This is a genomic window from Suttonella indologenes, assembly GCF_900460215.1.
GTDB lineage: Bacteria > Pseudomonadota > Gammaproteobacteria > Cardiobacteriales > Cardiobacteriaceae > Suttonella > Suttonella indologenes.
Genome location: NZ_UHIA01000004.1, coordinates 664,213 through 679,004 on the forward strand (window position 1 = coordinate 664,213; position 14,792 = coordinate 679,004).

Sequence of the window (14,792 nt, forward strand, 5' to 3'; positions counted from 1 at the left end):
CATGAATCGACTATATATCGTCATCTGCGTAGTCAGAAAACCTACCGCAAACGTGGCTTCAAAGCTCATGACAGACGCGGACACATTCCCAACAGAGTATAGTCGGAGAAGTGAAAAAGTAGTACAAGGCGGCGAGCCGTAGACAGTACAAGAGCGTACGGCAAGGCGAGCCAACGCCGTAATACTTTTTCAATTCTTTGACTATAGATATTTCAGAGCGCCCGAAAATGCTAAAACAGCTGGGCGCGTTGCAATCATACTTGAATCTGCCTAATGTTATCTGGCTAAAAATCCTTGCTAATTTCAATAAATATATTCTGCTCAGCAGCTTGATCATAAGCAAAATGATTGCTGCGCTGCCGTTTCCATTGATAAGTTAGGCGCGGGGTAAAGTTTTGCCAATGCCAATCGCGTTTCCACAGACTGAGATTTAATCCGTAACGCTCATCTTGACGCTTAATTTGAATAAAGTCTTTTTCTGCATAGTCTTTTTTTAAAGCATGTATTTGTATCATGCTTGAAATACCTTGCTGCCATTCTTTCCCCCAGCCTAAACGTAGTCCATAATAGTCATAAGCATTACTTCTATCTTTAGCGGCCTCCTTACCTAAGTCTATACCAAAGGTAAAGTATTGTTTTATATCTGGACGATAGAATAAGGTATTTCCTAAGCGCTGGCTAATGCCATCTAAATGTTTACGCGTAAAAAAACGGTTATCGGCAATTTCATAATTAGCGAACCATTTCCAATGCTCGTTAATCTGCCAATTTCCTTGTAGGCGCAAACCATTACCATAGGAATAGCTGTCGCTGCCATAAAATCTCCGCTCATGAAAAGGGAGTATACCCCATTCATTTTTGCTGTTTTTCCACATTAGACCTATGCTGCTACGTAGTAATAAATCATCGTATTCATGTTTTTGCCAAAAAGTTTTACCATTTGCGGAAGCAGAAACGGCTAAATACCAATGCCCATCTAGTGCCCAGAGTTTATCTGCCGATAAGCCATAAGCTAATCCATAAGCTTTTTCAGGCGGTGCGAATTTCCAAGCGCCGACTTGCTGTTTCACAGGACTACCATTGATATTACGCTCCATCAAACCATGTGCATGAAAGTTGAATTGCCACTCTAGTTGCTTAGCAATGCCTGCTTGCAGGTTTTTTATTGTTTGCCGTATTTCTGGCGGTAATTCTTCATTATTTAATTGTGTAAATTGCTCATTAGCAGCAGCTAATCTCTTGTCTGCTAAAAGAGATAAAGCCAGTTGAAAGCGAAGGGGGGAAGAATTAGGATAAGAGGTTAAAATTTCTTCGTATAATTGAACCGCTTCTTTAGGATTTTCTTGTAAAAAAAATAGCATTGCCTGTCCATACTTATAAAGCATTTCGTCTTTTTTCGGAAGCTGTGCATATAATGGCAGGAGCAATATCAAAGCAGACTCATCTTGTAAAGTGATAGCGGAATTTAATGCTTGAGTAAGCAATACAGGTTGGGCAAGCAATTCTTGAGAAGTCATATTTTGTTCTTGTATTACAGTTGATTGTTTCTCTTCTGTCTCTTGCAATAATTCAAGCGTATTTTTTGAGAGATGAAAAGTTGGCCGTTCATCTGGGGAAAGAGGTTCAACAGATTGCGAATATATGGAAGTAGATAAAAAAACTGTAGTAAGCATCAGTGCTTGAGAAAAAATTCTTAGAAAAAACATAAAACCTCTTGGCGGTAAATATAGACACAGATTTGTGAGATAATTCAATTTATTGATTTTGATAAAGAATAAATTAATTTATCATGTATAATTTAAAAATATAGTACCTTAACTTCAAAATGAGACTTAGAGATACACATTTTGTCAGGAGAAGCGCTTAGAATAATCTCATTTTGAAGTTAAGAGACTATATAATTTAAAAATACCAAACAAAAAGAAAGCGGATTTATCCACTTTCTTTAATGATAAAAGCTGCTTGTTACTCTTCTATGTGTCCTCTTGTGCCACCGAATGAGCCCATAAAGTTAAGGCCGTCTTTTACATATTTATGTTTACCATGATAAACACCGCCAATTTCTGATGCTTGCGGACCATAGAATCTACCTTCTACGCTTTCGATGTCACCGCCGAAGATTTCTCTGTCAATGCCAGTAAAGCTAGAGCCTTCAATTTTAGCTTTAATTGAACGTGCTAAATGTTCAGTTCCAATTCCTACAAAAATCGATTTATTAGCAAAATCTACAAGTGCTGCGAAGTTTCCTGATCGTTCATAGCCCTCGCCCTCTTCAGCAGCTGAATTATATACTGCTTCATAATATTTACCCTCATATCTCGCTTTACCTGCTGTTGGCATATCCGAGGTAATTTCGCCAAAACTGTAAAGGTAAGGCGTTCCGTCTGATAACTCAACTTTGCCGAAAGAAGAAAAAGATTGTGGGAAATTTTTAGTAAATTCAGCTGCTGGAACTAGAGAAATAGTCTGTCCATTAACAATAATACTTGTACGCGTATCATTTGTGAATTTATTACTTATGTATTTAAGAGGAGAAGAAGAATTTACTGAGGAAGGATCTATTGCCAATAACAGACCTTCGTATTTAGCAGTATTACCGCCAGTATTACCGCCAGTATTACCGCCAGTGTTACCGCCAGTGTTACCGCCAGTGTTACCGCCAGCATTGCCGCCAGTGTTACCGCCAGTATTACCGCCAGTATTACCGCCAGTATTACCGCCAGTGTTACCACCAGCATTGCTGCCGGTGTTACCGCCAGCATTGCCGCCAGCATTGCCGCCAGTGTTACCGCCAGTGTTACCACCAGTGTTACCACCAGTGTTACCACCAGTGTTACCACCAGTGTTACCACCAGTGTTACCACCAGTGTTACCGCCAGTGTTACCGCCAGTGTTACCGCCAGTATTGCCGCCAGTGTTACCACCAGTATTGCCGCCAGCATTGCCGCCAGTATTACCGCCAGTATTACCGCCAGTATTGCCACCAGTGTTACCGCCAGTATTGCCGCCAGTATTGCCGCTAGTATTGCCGCCAGTGTTACCGCCGGTGTTACCGCCAGTATTGCCGCCAGTATTGCCGCCAGTATTGCCGCCAGTATTGCCGCCAGTATTGCCGCCAGTATTGCCGCCAGTATTGCCGCCAGCATTGCTGCCGGTTTTACCGGTTGAGCCTGAAATATTTGAATCTGTTAAATTACTTTTATTATTGCTACTGCCACAAGCGGCTAAAGTTATTGATAAGACTAAAAGTAAAAGTGCTTTTGTCTGCATGATAATGTCTCCATAGAATTAAAAATAAAGTTTTGAAATTGAGACCTTCTGGACTTTTGTAAAGTCAACACATTTTTACAGCTACCTTTCAAATATATCTATATTTTGATATGGTCTGAAATCTTTGCAAACTGTATCTATATCTGGCTCTTAGATATAACTTAAGTCTAGTTTCATCCAGATCCAGATAAATAATGGGATGAAGGTCTCTTCTTGCATTATAGGCTAAAAGTACAGGGCATTTTGTCTGAAAAGTTGACATTTTTATCCCCTATCGCTGGAGAAGTGGAAAAGTAGTATAGTCTCTTAACTTCAAAATGAGATTATTCTAACGCTTCTCCTGACAAAATGTGTATCCCTAAGTCTCATTTTGAAGTTAAGGTACTATACAAGGCGGCGAGCCGTAGACAGTACAAGAGCGTACGGCGTTGGCTCGCCTTGCCGTACTATCTGTACTGTCTGCGGCTCGCCGCCTTGTACTACTTTTTCACTTCTCCGACTATATGACCTGATGCCAGCTTGTTCAATATCATTTGTCTGTAATCTTTTGAGTATGCCATAAGTTTTAGTGTAGTCTTTTTTTGGATTCTTTGACTATAAATGCGCGTCGGTAAGCCAACTCATGGGCGCTTGAACGATAGGATGTTTGATATTGAGGATTTGGGAGATACGGTTTTGTATGGTCGTTTGCCTTTGTCTGATACAGTGGGCGTAGTGTAAAGTGACTGAATTTGCTAGGGAATGCCGATTTTTGGGAACTTGGTTTCTGTTTTTTCAAAGTGAGTTTTTATCATACTTTTAACTCCAGCTATTTTTTAGAAAAGTTTTAAGTATGATAGAAAGTTTTATGCCTTTGTGCTAAAATTTTTACCATACTTTAAAAAACGAATTGAAAAACATGCAAAATCTCATTTTTCGTAAGCAATATTTGGACAAAATCACCCCCTTTATGGGCAAGCAAGTGATTAAAGTCATCACAGGGCAGCGCCGTGTCGGTAAAAGTTATTTATTGTTTCAGCTGATTGAAAAAATCAAGCAGGCAGATAATGCCGCCCATGTCATTTATATCAACAAAGAGAATTTGCAATTCAGCCATATCAAAAGCGCCCAAGATTTGGCGGATTTTATCTCGGAAAATAAAAAAACAGGTCTTAAAAATCATATTTTTATTGATGAAATTCAGGAAATTATCCATTTTGAACAGGCATTGCGTTCATTATTATTAGACGATGAATTGGATTTGTATTGCACGGGCTCAAATGCCCAATTATTATCAAGCGATATTGCAGGTACATTAAGCGGCCGTGCGATAGAAATTCAAGTGTATGCTCTGTCTTATTTCGAGTTTTTAGAATTTATGCAATTGGAAAACAATAATAAATCCTTGGCTTTGTATTTTAAATACGGCGGATTGCCGTTTTTGAAAGAATTACCCCTACAGGATGATGTGATTTTCGAATATTTAAAAAATATTTATTCGACTATTGTCGTGCGCGATATCGTTAACCGCTACAATATTCGTAATGGATTGTTTTTGGAGCAGTTGACACAATTTTTGGCGGATAATATCGGTAATTTGTTTTCGGCTAAAAAAATCAGCGATTTTCTCAAATCACAAAAAATCAATATGTCTAATATTCAGGTACAAAATTATGCCGAATATTTGAATAATGCTTTTTTGATTCATAAAGTAAGCCGTTATGATATTGAAAGAAAACGCATTTTTGAAATCGGCGAAAAATATTATTTTGAAGATTTGGGGATTAGAAATGCCTTAATCGGTTATCGCATTTCTGATCGCGGCAAAATATTGGAAAATATGGTGTTTCATCATTTAAAAATCGCAGGATTTGATATTAAAATCGGCGGTTTAAATAGCCAAGAAATTGATTTTGTGGCGGATAAAAACGGCGAACGCATTTATGTGCAGGTGGCCTTAAGTATTGACGGCGATAAAACCGTCGAAAGAGAATTCGGCAATTTGCTCAAGATTGCCGATAATTATCCCAAATATGTGGTAACGCTTGATGAATTTGAGGGCAACAGCATCAATGGCATTAAATGTATGAGTTTTATTGAATTTATGACGGAGATTTTGAGAGAAAGCCTATGAATTTAAATGCTTTGCGTCTATTTGTCGGCGTTTGCCAAGACGGCAGTTTGTCCAAAACCGCCGCGCGCTTGGACGTGCCGATTGCTATAGTCGAAGAATTGAAAAAGTATTACGGCGTTGGCTCGCCTTGCCGTACTATCTGTACTGTCTGCGGCTCGCCGCCTTGTACTACTTTTTCACTTCTCCGACTATAGCTACGATGTGTCGATGCTGTATGCGGCGCATCGTTATCCTTCCAGCATTGTGCGGACTTTTGTCGATTTTATCAGGGCAAAAACGCTTGAATCTTAGCGTACGCTGATGCCTGCCGCGCGCATATAGTCTTTGGCTTGCGCAATGCTGTATTCGCCGAAATGGAAGATGCTGGCGGCAAGTACGGCATCGGCTTTGCCGATAGTGATGCCGTCCACAAGATGTTGCAGATTGCCGACACCGCCGCTGGCAATGATGGGGATTTGTACTTCGGTGGCGATGCGGCTTAAGAGGGTGTTGTCAAAGCCTGCTTTGGTGCCGTCTCTGTCCATACTGGTTACAAGCAGTTCGCCGGCGCCGTATGCCGCCATGCGGCTTGCCCATTCGATTGCATTGAGCTCGGTCTGGCGGCGACCGCCGTGAGTGAAGATATGCCATTGTTCGGCTGCGGTTTGTTTGGCATCGATGGCAACGACGATACATTGATTGCCGAAATGCTCGGCGGCTTCCCGCACAAATTCAGGGTTTTGCACGGCAGCGCTGTTGATGGCGACTTTATCCGCGCCGGCGTTTAGCAATTGGCGGATGTCCTTTAATGTGCGTACGCCACCGCCGACGGTCAGCGGAATAAAGACTTTACCGGCGACTTGTTCGACCATGTACAAGGTGGTGCGGCGTTCGTCGGAAGTGGCGGTGATGTCGAGAAAGATCAGTTCGTCCGCGCCTTGTTCGTTGTAGCGTTGGGCGGCTTCGACGGGGTCGCCGGCATCGCGGATATTGACGAAGTTAGTGCCTTTGACGACGCGACCGTTATCTACGTCAAGGCAGGGGATGATGCGTTTGGCGAGTTGGGTGTTCATGAATGGTCCTTGGGGTCTTGTAGCCAGTGGGCGAGAAAATCGTCTAGCCATGCGCTGATGGCGGGGGTGTAGGTGTCGATGTCGCGGATTTGGGCGCGAACGGTTTGCGCGCCCGGTCCTGCCAGTTCTTCGGGGTCGCGTTGGTGCCAGTATTGGATTTGTTCCGGCGTGGCTTCGGGGTGGAATTGAAAGCCGTAGGCGCGTTCGCCGAGGCGGAAGGCTTGGTTGGGATATAAATCGCTGGCGGCAAGTTTGACGGCGTGTTCGGGAATGGTAAAGCCTTCATTGTGCCATTGAAAGAATTTTTCAGGGGCATTGGCAAAGATGTCTTCAAAGCCTTCAAGGGTGGGATAAAGATTGTAGTAGCCGATTTCTACATAGTGTTTGTGATGGCGCGTAACGGTGCCGCCGAAGGCACGGGCAAGGAGTTGTCCGCCGAGGCAGATGCCGAGATAGGGTTTTCCGGCTTCCACGCTGCGCCGTATCCAGCGGATTTCTTCATGCAGGGCGGGCAGAACGGTGTCGCAGTCATTGACGCTCATTTTGCCGCCGAAGACGGCGGCGGCATCGTAGCTGTCGAGTTCGGGCAGGCTTTCTCCGTGCAGGGGGCAGCAGATGGAAAGCTGATGTCCTGCGGCGGAGAGTTTTTCGCCGACCAGCCCCGTGAAGCCTTGCGGATTGTGCAGAAGGATTTGAATGCGTTTCGGGTTCATGTTTAGCGGCTGTGGGACTGAAGAATAAAATCTGCGTCGGCGTCTTGAGCAAAGTGTTGTTTCAAATCGGCGGCGCAGTCGGCAAGGGTTTGGCTTAGGGTGTAGGGCGGGTTGTAAATCATCATGGCGCTGCCGTACATGCCAAAGCCTTTGTCGCTCGGCGCGCAGACGCAATGCGTGGCTTGGAGATAGTCCAGTTGATAATGCTGCGCAAGGGCGGGCAGGCTGTGAATGAGCTGATGCGTGCCTTGGTGGCTTAAGAGCGGATACCAGACCAAGATGCAGGCCTGCGGAAAGCGTGCAAAGGCTTTTTTCAGGCTGTGTTCAAGGCGTTGGCAGTCGTTTTTGTCTTCATAGGGCGGGTCGATTAGAACGACGGCGCGGTGTTGCGGTGGCGGCAATGCCGCTATCAGGCTTTGAAAGCCGTCGCTTTGCTCGATGAGATTGCGGCGCGGTCGTAGACGAAGGATATTGGCCGCTAATTGCGGATAGTCGCTGGGGTGTAATTCGCAGGCACGCAGACTGTCGCCGGGGCGCAGCATCTGCGCGGCAATCCACGGCGAGCCCGCCACGCTGTGGGCAGAGGCTTGTGCCAGCCAGTTTTGCATGTCTTGCGCAAATGCCGCCAATGGCGCGGCTAGGGATGCGGCTTGGAATAAAATGTCCATGCCGCCGGCGTACTCGCGGTTTTCGCCTAAGCGCGGGTCTTGGCGTTGATAGAGTCCCGCGCCGGCATGGGTATCGAGATAAAGAAAGGGTTTATCTTTGCGTTTGTAATAGTTCAGCACTTCATATAGGCAGAAGTGCTTGAGAACGTCGGCAACATTGCCGGCATGGAAATGATGGCGGTAACTTAGCATGTACTGAGGATTTGATAGAGTTTTTCGACTAATTCGTCTGCGTGTTCGAGCTTGAAAATCAGCGGCGGCAGAAGACGGATGACTTTTTCCGCGGTGATGTTGAAAATGACGCCTTTATTCAAGCCTTTTTCTACTAATTGCGGCACAGGCTGTTGTAGCTCGATGCCGATCATCAAACCTTGTCCGCGAATTTCTTTGAGCAGAGGCAAATCGCCCAAACGCCGCTGTAATTGACGGCGCAAATAGTCGGCGGTCGTTTGCACATGCTCGGCGATCCGGTCGCGCTGATAGATGTCTAGGGTTTTATTGACGACAGACATGACCAGCGGCGTGCCGGCAAAGGTCGAGCCGTGTAAACCTGCTTGGAAATATTCCGCTGCTGCGCCGCGCGCCGCACAGGCACCGACCGGCAGCCCGTTGCCTAAGCCTTTGGCAAGCGTGATGATATCGGGCTGAATGTCGTAATGCTGATAGCCGAACCATTTGCCGCTGCGGCAGATGCCGATTTGCACTTCATCGCAAATCAGCAGCCAGCCGCGTTCGTCGCATAGTTGGCGGATACGGCGCAAATAGTCTTTATCTACAGGATAAATACCGCCTTCGCCCTGCAAACATTCCAACATGACCGCCACGATATCGGGACGGTAGCGCTGCGCTTCGACGGCGGCAATGTCATTAAAGGGAAGATGGATAAAATCATTAAGATGCGGTTCAAACCCGCGGCGGATTTTGGGATTGGCGGTCGCCGCCATGGCGCCGAAGGTGCGTCCGTGAAAACCGCCGTAAAAGCTAATAATGGCAGGGCGGTCAATGCCTTTTTGCCGCGCGTGTAGACGGCTTAATTTAATCGCCGCTTCATTGGCTTCCGCGCCGGAATTGCAGAACATTACTTTATCCATGCCGGAAAGGGCGGCGATTTTCTCGGCGGCGGACGCTTGCTCGGGAATTTCAAATAAATTGGAGACGTGCCAGAGGCGTGCCGCTTGCTCGCTGAGGGTCTGCGCCAATTCGGGATGCGCATGTCCCAGCCCACAGACGGCAATGCCGGCAAGGGCGTCAAGATAGGCTTTTCCTGCGCTATCAAATAAATAAACGCCTTCGCCGTGTGTAAAGGCAATCGGCAGGCGCGCATAATTGTTCATGAGGGCGGTGGCTTTTGTATTCATAGTGTCGGTTTTAGGGCGAAAAGAAGGTATAGTATGCGCTTTATTGTGTAAATCAAGAGGTATCTTATGGAAACGATCGAAAGAATTAAAGAGCAAATCGGCTCAATGCCCGTATTGCTCTATATGAAAGGCACGCCGGATTTTCCGCAATGCGGTTTTTCCGCCCGCGCGGTGCAGTGCATGAAGGCCGAAGGACAGCCTTTCGCCTATGTCAATATTTTACAAGACCCTGAAATTCGTGCGGAATTGCCTAAATATGCCAATTGGCCGACTTTCCCGCAATTATGGGTGAAAGGCGAATTGGTAGGCGGCTGCGATATTATCGTGGAAATGCACGAGAGCGGCGAATTGGCGGACTTGCTGAGCGGAATCGAATGGCCGGAGCAATAAATTCTTTGCCATGCTGAAACGCTGTGAAAAGTCCCGACTAGGGACTTTTTTCATCAAAATTTCCTTACTGGTTGAAACCCTTCCCTTTAGGGAGGATAATCTTGTGGGAGAGGTGTAACCTCTTCCAATTCAGGGCAACACGTAGAGCGACGCTTTATGTGTCGCTCTGTGTGTTGAAACATATTGAATTTCCTGAATATGCTCGGCATTGCCGGCAATCATCATCAGGCGGTCGATGCCTACCGCCACACCTGCGCAATCGGGCAAGCCTTGTTCGAGGGCTTGCAAAAAGTCTTCGTCAATGGCGATTGGCGGCAATCCCAGCGCGGCGCGTTCGCGGTTATCCGCTTCAAATCGTGCGCGTTGTTCTGCTGCATTGCCGAGTTCGTGAAAACCGTTGCACAGTTCGATGCCGTCGATATAGGCTTCAAAGCGGGCGGCGACCCATTGCCCCGCGGCATTGCGTTCAAGTCTTGCCAATGCGGCTTGTGAGGCAGGGTAGGCATAGACGAATTCAAGACAGTCTTTGCCCAATTGCGCTTCGATATAGTGCGTGAATAGCAAATCCAAATAGCCGTCGCGGTCCAGCTGCCATGCGCGGCTTTCGGGGATTTTTTCGCCGCAGAATGCGGCTAAATCGGCATCGCTGATGACAAAGCAGTCGATGTGCAGATAATGTTGAAACAGTTCGCCGTAGCTGCGGCGGCGGATAGGCAGCGGACGTTTGAGCAGATACGCGAATAAATCCGCGACTTCCTGCATCAGCTTCGGGAGGTCGAAGCCTAGGCGGTACCATTCCAAGAGCATGAATTCTTGGCGGTGTTTGCGTCCCAGTTCTTCGCCGCGAAAAACGTGGCTAAGTTGATAGATGTCGGGCGCGCCTTGGCAGAGCAAGGTTTTCATGGCGTATTCGGGCGAGGTAATGAGATAGCCCGTATCCGCAGCAAGATTATGCAGCTGTGCATCGCTGACGCCATAGGGTCGCAGCAGGGCGGTATCGACTTCAAGCACTCGGGCGGCGGCGAAAAAGGCGCGGATTTCGGCAAGAAATCGGGCGCGAAAGGGGATGAGTTCGGTAATGTTCATATCATAAAGAAGCCCTGAAGATTCAGGGCTTTTTCTGTTTAGGCGGCAAATTGCGTCGCCATCAGCACGAGGCGGGCAATCAGAATCAGCGTGATGACCCAAACGCTGATAGAAACTTGGTTCATTTTGCCGGTCAGCGATTTAATCACCGCATAGGCGATAAAGCCAAGGCTGATGCCATCGGCGATGGAGTAGGTCAAGGTCATACCCATGACGGTAATGGCGGCAGGAGCGGCTTCGCTGATGTCGTTCCAATCGATATCGCCGAGGGCGTACATCATCAGCACGGAGACGTATAAAATCGCGCCGCTGGTGGCTTCAATCGGTACCATGCCCGCCAAAGGCGAGAAGAAGATGGCACATAAAAAGAAGATGCCGACCGCTACGGCGGTTAAGCCCGTACGTCCGCCGGCGGCAACGCCGGAAGCGCTTTCGATATAGCTGGTGGTGTTGGATGTGCCGAGCGCTGCGCCGACGATGGTCGCGCCGCTATCGGCGAGCAAAGCGCGTTTGAGATTGGGGATTTTGCCGTCTGTAGCGATGAGTCCCGCGCGATTGGTAACGCCGACGAGCGTGCCGGCGGTGTCGAATAAATCGACGAAGAAAAAGGCGAAAATGACGGAAATCATGCTGATGCTCAGTGCGCCCATGATGTCCATTTGCATGAAAGTAGGGGCAAGCGATGGCGGTGCGGAGATGATTTGTGCGTTAAATTCGGTATGTCCGCAGAGAATGCTGATGACACTGGTGGCAAGAATGGCGATTAAGACACCGCCGCGGATATGGCGCGATTCCAAAACGATGATGAGGAAGAAGCAGAAAAAGGTCATCAGCGGCGTGTAGTGGGTTAGGTTGCCCAGCGAAACGAGCGTGGCGGGGTTATCGACGATAATGCCGGTTTGCTTGAAGGCAATCAGCATCAAAAATCCCCCGATACCGGCGGCAATCGCGCGTTTGAGAGTATTAGGAATGGCATTAATCAGCCATTCGCGGATTTTAAACAGGCTGATGAGGATAAAGAGAATTCCGGAGAGAAATACCGCGCCCAAGGCGATTTGCCAGCTTTTGCCCATGCCCAAAACGACCGTGAAAGTGAAGAAGGCGTTTAATCCCATACCGGGGGCGAGGGCGACAGGGAGGTTGGCGGCAAATCCCATGATAAAACAACCCACTGCGGCGGCAATACAGGTGGCGACAAATACGGCGCCGCTGTCCATACCCGATTGAGCCAGAATGCTGGGATTGACGAAGATGATGTATGCCATCGTCAGGAAGGTGGTCAAACCAGCGGTAAATTCGGTGCGAGCCGTGGTTTTGTGCGCATCAAGCGCAAATAGTTTATTGAGCATGATATTTTCCGAGAGAAAAGAAAGTGCTGATTATAGCCGATTATTATCAAATGCTCATCTGCAAGTAAGATTAAAAAGGCAGGGGCGCGTAAAAATGCCGCTGCCTGCCTTTGCGGTCGGTAATGCTTAATTGCTGCGCGTGGAGCAAAAGGCGCGGCAGCTGCGCGTCCTGCGGATAGCTGTATAGATTGTCGCCGATAATGGGATGTCCGATTTCCGCCAAATGTACGCGCAGTTGATGACTGCGTCCGGTAAAGGGATAGAGCGCGACGCGGGTGCTTTCGCCTTCGTAATTTAAGACTTTATAGCGCGTGAGTGCGCTTTTGCCCTGTTCGTAGCAAACCATTTGCCGCGGACGGCGTTCCCAGTCGCAGCGCAGGGGAAAATCGATTTCGCCGCGTGACGCGGCAATATGCCCATGACAAAGGGCTTGATAGGTTTTCTCGGTTTCTCTTTGGGCAAAGCATTGTTTGTAATAGCGTTCGGCATCTTTATGCTTGGCAACGAGAAGCACGCCGCTGGTCGCCATGTCCAGACGGTGCGCCGCCATTGCGCCGGGATATTGCTGCTTAATCCGCCATTCCACGCTGTCTTGCTTGTCCGCGCCGCGTCCGGGTACGGAAAGCAAACCTGCAGGTTTGTTCACGACCACAATGTCGGCGTCTTCAAAAATAATGTCCATAGTTTCGGGCAAAAACGCGCATTATACGCGCAGGATCAACAGGCAAAAATAAAAGCGCGGCGAGCGCGCTTTTATTTCATCCTGAAAAAAGATCAGGGCTTGGCTTACATGCTGCGGCCGGTGCCGCCGGTGCTTTCGGCTGCGTTTTCCAAGCCTGAACCGGCTTTTTGCACGTCTTGACCCACACCTTTGACAGCGTTGCAGCCGGCTAAAGCCAGTACGGAAACCAAGCCCAATACAGATAAAATTTTACGCATGATATGCTCCTTTAGGTTGATGTGAAAACAGACTTTACAGTAGCAAAGCTTTTTATTATTCACAAGCAAAATTTTCCAAACCAAATAGTCAAATAAAGCTCTGGAAAAATATCGGTTTGTTAAATAAAAATATTTTCTTTGAGGCTTTATTTGTTGTTTTATCAAAAGCAGATTAAGAATGAACGATTTTGCACGTGCATTCACAAAGCTTATGAAAAATAGGCATAAGCCTCTATTTTTATCAGGCAAGGTGCAAAGAATATGGCACAATGCCCACCTCGATTGTCTAGGAGGATATTATGAAGAAAATTTTACCGCTTGCCCTATGCTTAGCCGCTTGGCATACGACGACTCAAGCCGCCACGATTGACGACATTAAGCAGCGCGGCGAATTGCGCTGCGGCGTAACTCAAGCCTTGGCAGGTTTTTCGGTTGCCGATGATAAGGGCAATTGGACGGGTTTGGATGTGGATTATTGTCGCGCGATTGCCACAGCGATTTTTGACGATCCGAATAAAGTGACTTTCCGCCCGACTTCTTCCAAAGAGCGTTTCACCGTTTTGCAATCAGGCGAGATTGACGTGCTTGCCCGCGTTACTACATGGACGCTGTCGCGCGATGCGGATTTGGGCTTTGATTTTACCGCTGTGAACTATTATGACGGTCAAGGCTTTATGGTGCAGAAATCTTTAGGCATCAAAAGCATTAAAGAATTAGACGGCGCTTCTATCTGTACCAATACCGGCACTTCTACAGAAGTGAATATGAGCGATTATTTCAAATCTCACGGTATGAGCTATAAGCCTGTGATTTTTGAAAAATCCGAAGAGGTGAAAACCGCTTATGACAATGGACGCTGCGATGCCTATTCCTCCGATGTTTCAGGTTTGTATGTGCAAAGAAAATTGCTGAAAAATCCTGATGAGCATGTGATTTTGCCGGAAGTGATTTCCAAAGAGCCTTTAGGTCCCTTGGTGCGCCATGGCGATAATCATTTTGCCGATTTGGCGCGCTGGACGCATTTCTGCATGGTCAATGCCGAAGAAATGGGCGTAAGTTCGCAAAATGTGGCGGAAAAACTCAAGAGCGACAATCCTGATGTGCGCCGTCTGCTGGGCTTGGAAGCCAACGGTGCGGAAAAATTGGGTGTCGGCGTAGATTTCTGCCAGCGCATTGTGACGAAAGTCGGCAATTACGGCGAAGTGTTTGCGAAAAACGTGGGCGCGGATTCCGAGCTGAAAATCGAGCGTGGTTTGAATAAATTGTGGAATGACGGCGGGATTATGTATGCACCACCGCTGCGTTAATTGAGATATGTGAAAAAGCCGCTTTTCAGCGGCTTTTTCTTTGCTTTAAATGCAAGTCTTTCGCGTTTTCTGCTCGCCACGGTGCGGGTAAAACTGCTAGAATGCGTCTTTTGCATATCAGGGGAGAATAATGAGCGATACAGTTTTCCACAAAATTCTGCGCGGCGAGATTCCTTGCGCCAAAATTTATGAAGATGCCCATATTTTTGCATTTATGGACGCTTTTCCGCAGGCAAAAGGTCATGCCTTGATTATCGCCAAAGAAGGCGCGGCAAATTTGTTCGAGATGCCGGAAGAGCCTTTGGCGCATATTATCCGTTTCAGCCGCCGTTTGGCGCGTGCGCAGCGGCAAGTCTTTGCTCCCGAAGGGATTCGCGTGATGCAATTCAACGGCGAGGCGGCAGGGCAAACCGTGTTTTACTACCATATGCATTTATTGCCTGTCTATGCCGGGCAAAAAGAAGAACAGCATGGCGACAAAGCGGCAGATTTGGCGGAATTGCAAGCCCAAGCCGCGCAATTGGCGGCAGCTTTAGAGGCGTAAATC

General features: G+C 47.4%; 16 protein-coding genes. 5 read left to right on the forward strand and 11 right to left on the reverse strand.

Translation table 11 applies throughout. The annotated features are described in order from the left end of the window. Nucleotides 1–284: 284 nt before the first annotated feature. The 3 genes from DYC63_RS07275 to DYC63_RS12645 form a co-directional block, all read right to left on the reverse strand. Nucleotides 285–1,706: a surface lipoprotein assembly modifier gene (locus tag DYC63_RS07275; RefSeq protein WP_115218617.1), complete on the reverse strand. Its 1,422-nt coding sequence runs from the start codon at nt 1,704–1,706 to the stop codon at nt 285–287. Nucleotides 1,707–1,965: 259 nt separating this feature from the next. Then, nucleotides 1,966–2,568: a transferrin-binding protein-like solute binding protein gene (locus tag DYC63_RS12390; protein ID WP_147284942.1), complete on the reverse strand. Its 603-nt coding sequence runs from the start codon at nt 2,566–2,568 to the stop codon at nt 1,966–1,968. Then, the gene (locus DYC63_RS12645) at nt 2,559–3,146 is read right to left on the reverse strand and encodes a hypothetical protein (protein ID WP_172459450.1); all 588 of its coding nucleotides are present in this window, start codon (nt 3,144–3,146) and stop codon (nt 2,559–2,561) included. Before DYC63_RS12645 ends, DYC63_RS12390 begins: the two co-directional genes overlap by 10 nt. 1,022 nt (nt 3,147–4,168) lie before the next feature. Between DYC63_RS12645 and DYC63_RS07290 the strand changes: the two genes are divergently transcribed. Together DYC63_RS07290 and DYC63_RS12925 are read left to right on the forward strand one after the other, a co-directional pair. Further along, entirely contained in the window at nt 4,169–5,383 is a 1,215-nt protein-coding gene (locus DYC63_RS07290; RefSeq protein WP_172459451.1) for an ATP-binding protein, read from the forward strand. Beyond that, nucleotides 5,380–5,577 (forward strand): hypothetical protein, encoded by a 198-nt coding sequence (locus DYC63_RS12925; RefSeq protein WP_218564579.1) that lies wholly within the window; start codon nt 5,380–5,382, stop codon nt 5,575–5,577. The genes DYC63_RS07290 and DYC63_RS12925 overlap by 4 nt, the downstream gene beginning before the upstream one ends. A 93-nt stretch (nt 5,578–5,670) precedes the next feature. Here the strand turns inward: DYC63_RS12925 and hisF are convergent, their stop codons facing one another. Genes hisF through DYC63_RS07315 form a run of 4 tightly spaced genes read right to left on the reverse strand, consistent with a single transcriptional unit; the run spans nt 5,671 to nt 9,174 of the window. Continuing rightward, nucleotides 5,671–6,435: an imidazole glycerol phosphate synthase subunit HisF gene (gene hisF / locus DYC63_RS07300; protein WP_115218620.1), complete on the reverse strand. Its 765-nt coding sequence runs from the start codon at nt 6,433–6,435 to the stop codon at nt 5,671–5,673. Next, on the reverse strand, nt 6,432–7,148 hold the full coding sequence (locus DYC63_RS07305; protein ID WP_115218621.1) for a glutamine amidotransferase-related protein: 717 nt from the start codon (nt 7,146–7,148) through the stop codon (nt 6,432–6,434). The genes hisF and DYC63_RS07305 overlap by 4 nt, the downstream gene beginning before the upstream one ends. Nucleotides 7,149–7,150: 2 nt before the next feature. Further along, the gene (locus DYC63_RS07310; RefSeq protein ID WP_115218622.1) at nt 7,151–8,008 is read right to left on the reverse strand and encodes a 23S rRNA (adenine(2030)-N(6))-methyltransferase RlmJ; all 858 of its coding nucleotides are present in this window, start codon (nt 8,006–8,008) and stop codon (nt 7,151–7,153) included. Next, nucleotides 8,002–9,174 (reverse strand): aspartate aminotransferase family protein, encoded by a 1,173-nt coding sequence (locus DYC63_RS07315; protein WP_115218623.1) that lies wholly within the window; start codon nt 9,172–9,174, stop codon nt 8,002–8,004. Before DYC63_RS07315 ends, DYC63_RS07310 begins: the two co-directional genes overlap by 7 nt. A 66-nt stretch (nt 9,175–9,240) precedes the next feature. Between DYC63_RS07315 and grxD the strand changes: the two genes are divergently transcribed. After that, nucleotides 9,241–9,564, forward strand: a complete 324-nt coding sequence (grxD, locus tag DYC63_RS07320) for a Grx4 family monothiol glutaredoxin (protein WP_115218624.1) — start codon at nt 9,241–9,243, stop codon at nt 9,562–9,564. 129 nt (nt 9,565–9,693) lie between these two features. Here grxD and epmA read toward each other — a convergent pair whose 3' ends face one another. The 4 genes from epmA to DYC63_RS07340 form a co-directional block, all read right to left on the reverse strand. Beyond that, a complete protein-coding gene (gene epmA, locus DYC63_RS07325; RefSeq protein ID WP_115218625.1) occupies nt 9,694–10,650 on the reverse strand; it encodes an EF-P lysine aminoacylase EpmA in 957 nt (318 codons plus the stop codon). Nucleotides 10,651–10,688: 38 nt separating this feature from the next. Then, a complete protein-coding gene (locus DYC63_RS07330) occupies nt 10,689–11,999 on the reverse strand; it encodes an NCS2 family permease (protein WP_115218626.1) in 1,311 nt (436 codons plus the stop codon). A gap of 70 nt (nt 12,000–12,069) precedes the next feature. Next, nucleotides 12,070–12,681, reverse strand: a complete 612-nt coding sequence (locus DYC63_RS07335) for a pseudouridine synthase (RefSeq protein ID WP_115218627.1) — start codon at nt 12,679–12,681, stop codon at nt 12,070–12,072. Nucleotides 12,682–12,785: 104 nt separating this feature from the next. Continuing rightward, nucleotides 12,786–12,938, reverse strand: a complete 153-nt coding sequence (locus DYC63_RS07340; RefSeq protein WP_115218628.1) for an entericidin A/B family lipoprotein — start codon at nt 12,936–12,938, stop codon at nt 12,786–12,788. Between the two features lie 299 nt (nt 12,939–13,237). On the opposite strand from DYC63_RS07340, the gene DYC63_RS07345 reads away from it, so the two are divergent. Both DYC63_RS07345 and DYC63_RS07350 read left to right on the forward strand, forming a co-directional pair. Continuing rightward, the gene (locus tag DYC63_RS07345) at nt 13,238–14,245 is read left to right on the forward strand and encodes an amino acid ABC transporter substrate-binding protein (protein ID WP_115218629.1); all 1,008 of its coding nucleotides are present in this window, start codon (nt 13,238–13,240) and stop codon (nt 14,243–14,245) included. A 130-nt stretch (nt 14,246–14,375) separates the two neighbouring features. After that, nucleotides 14,376–14,789: an HIT family protein gene (locus tag DYC63_RS07350; RefSeq protein WP_115218630.1), complete on the forward strand. Its 414-nt coding sequence runs from the start codon at nt 14,376–14,378 to the stop codon at nt 14,787–14,789. Nucleotides 14,790–14,792 lie beyond the last annotated feature (3 nt).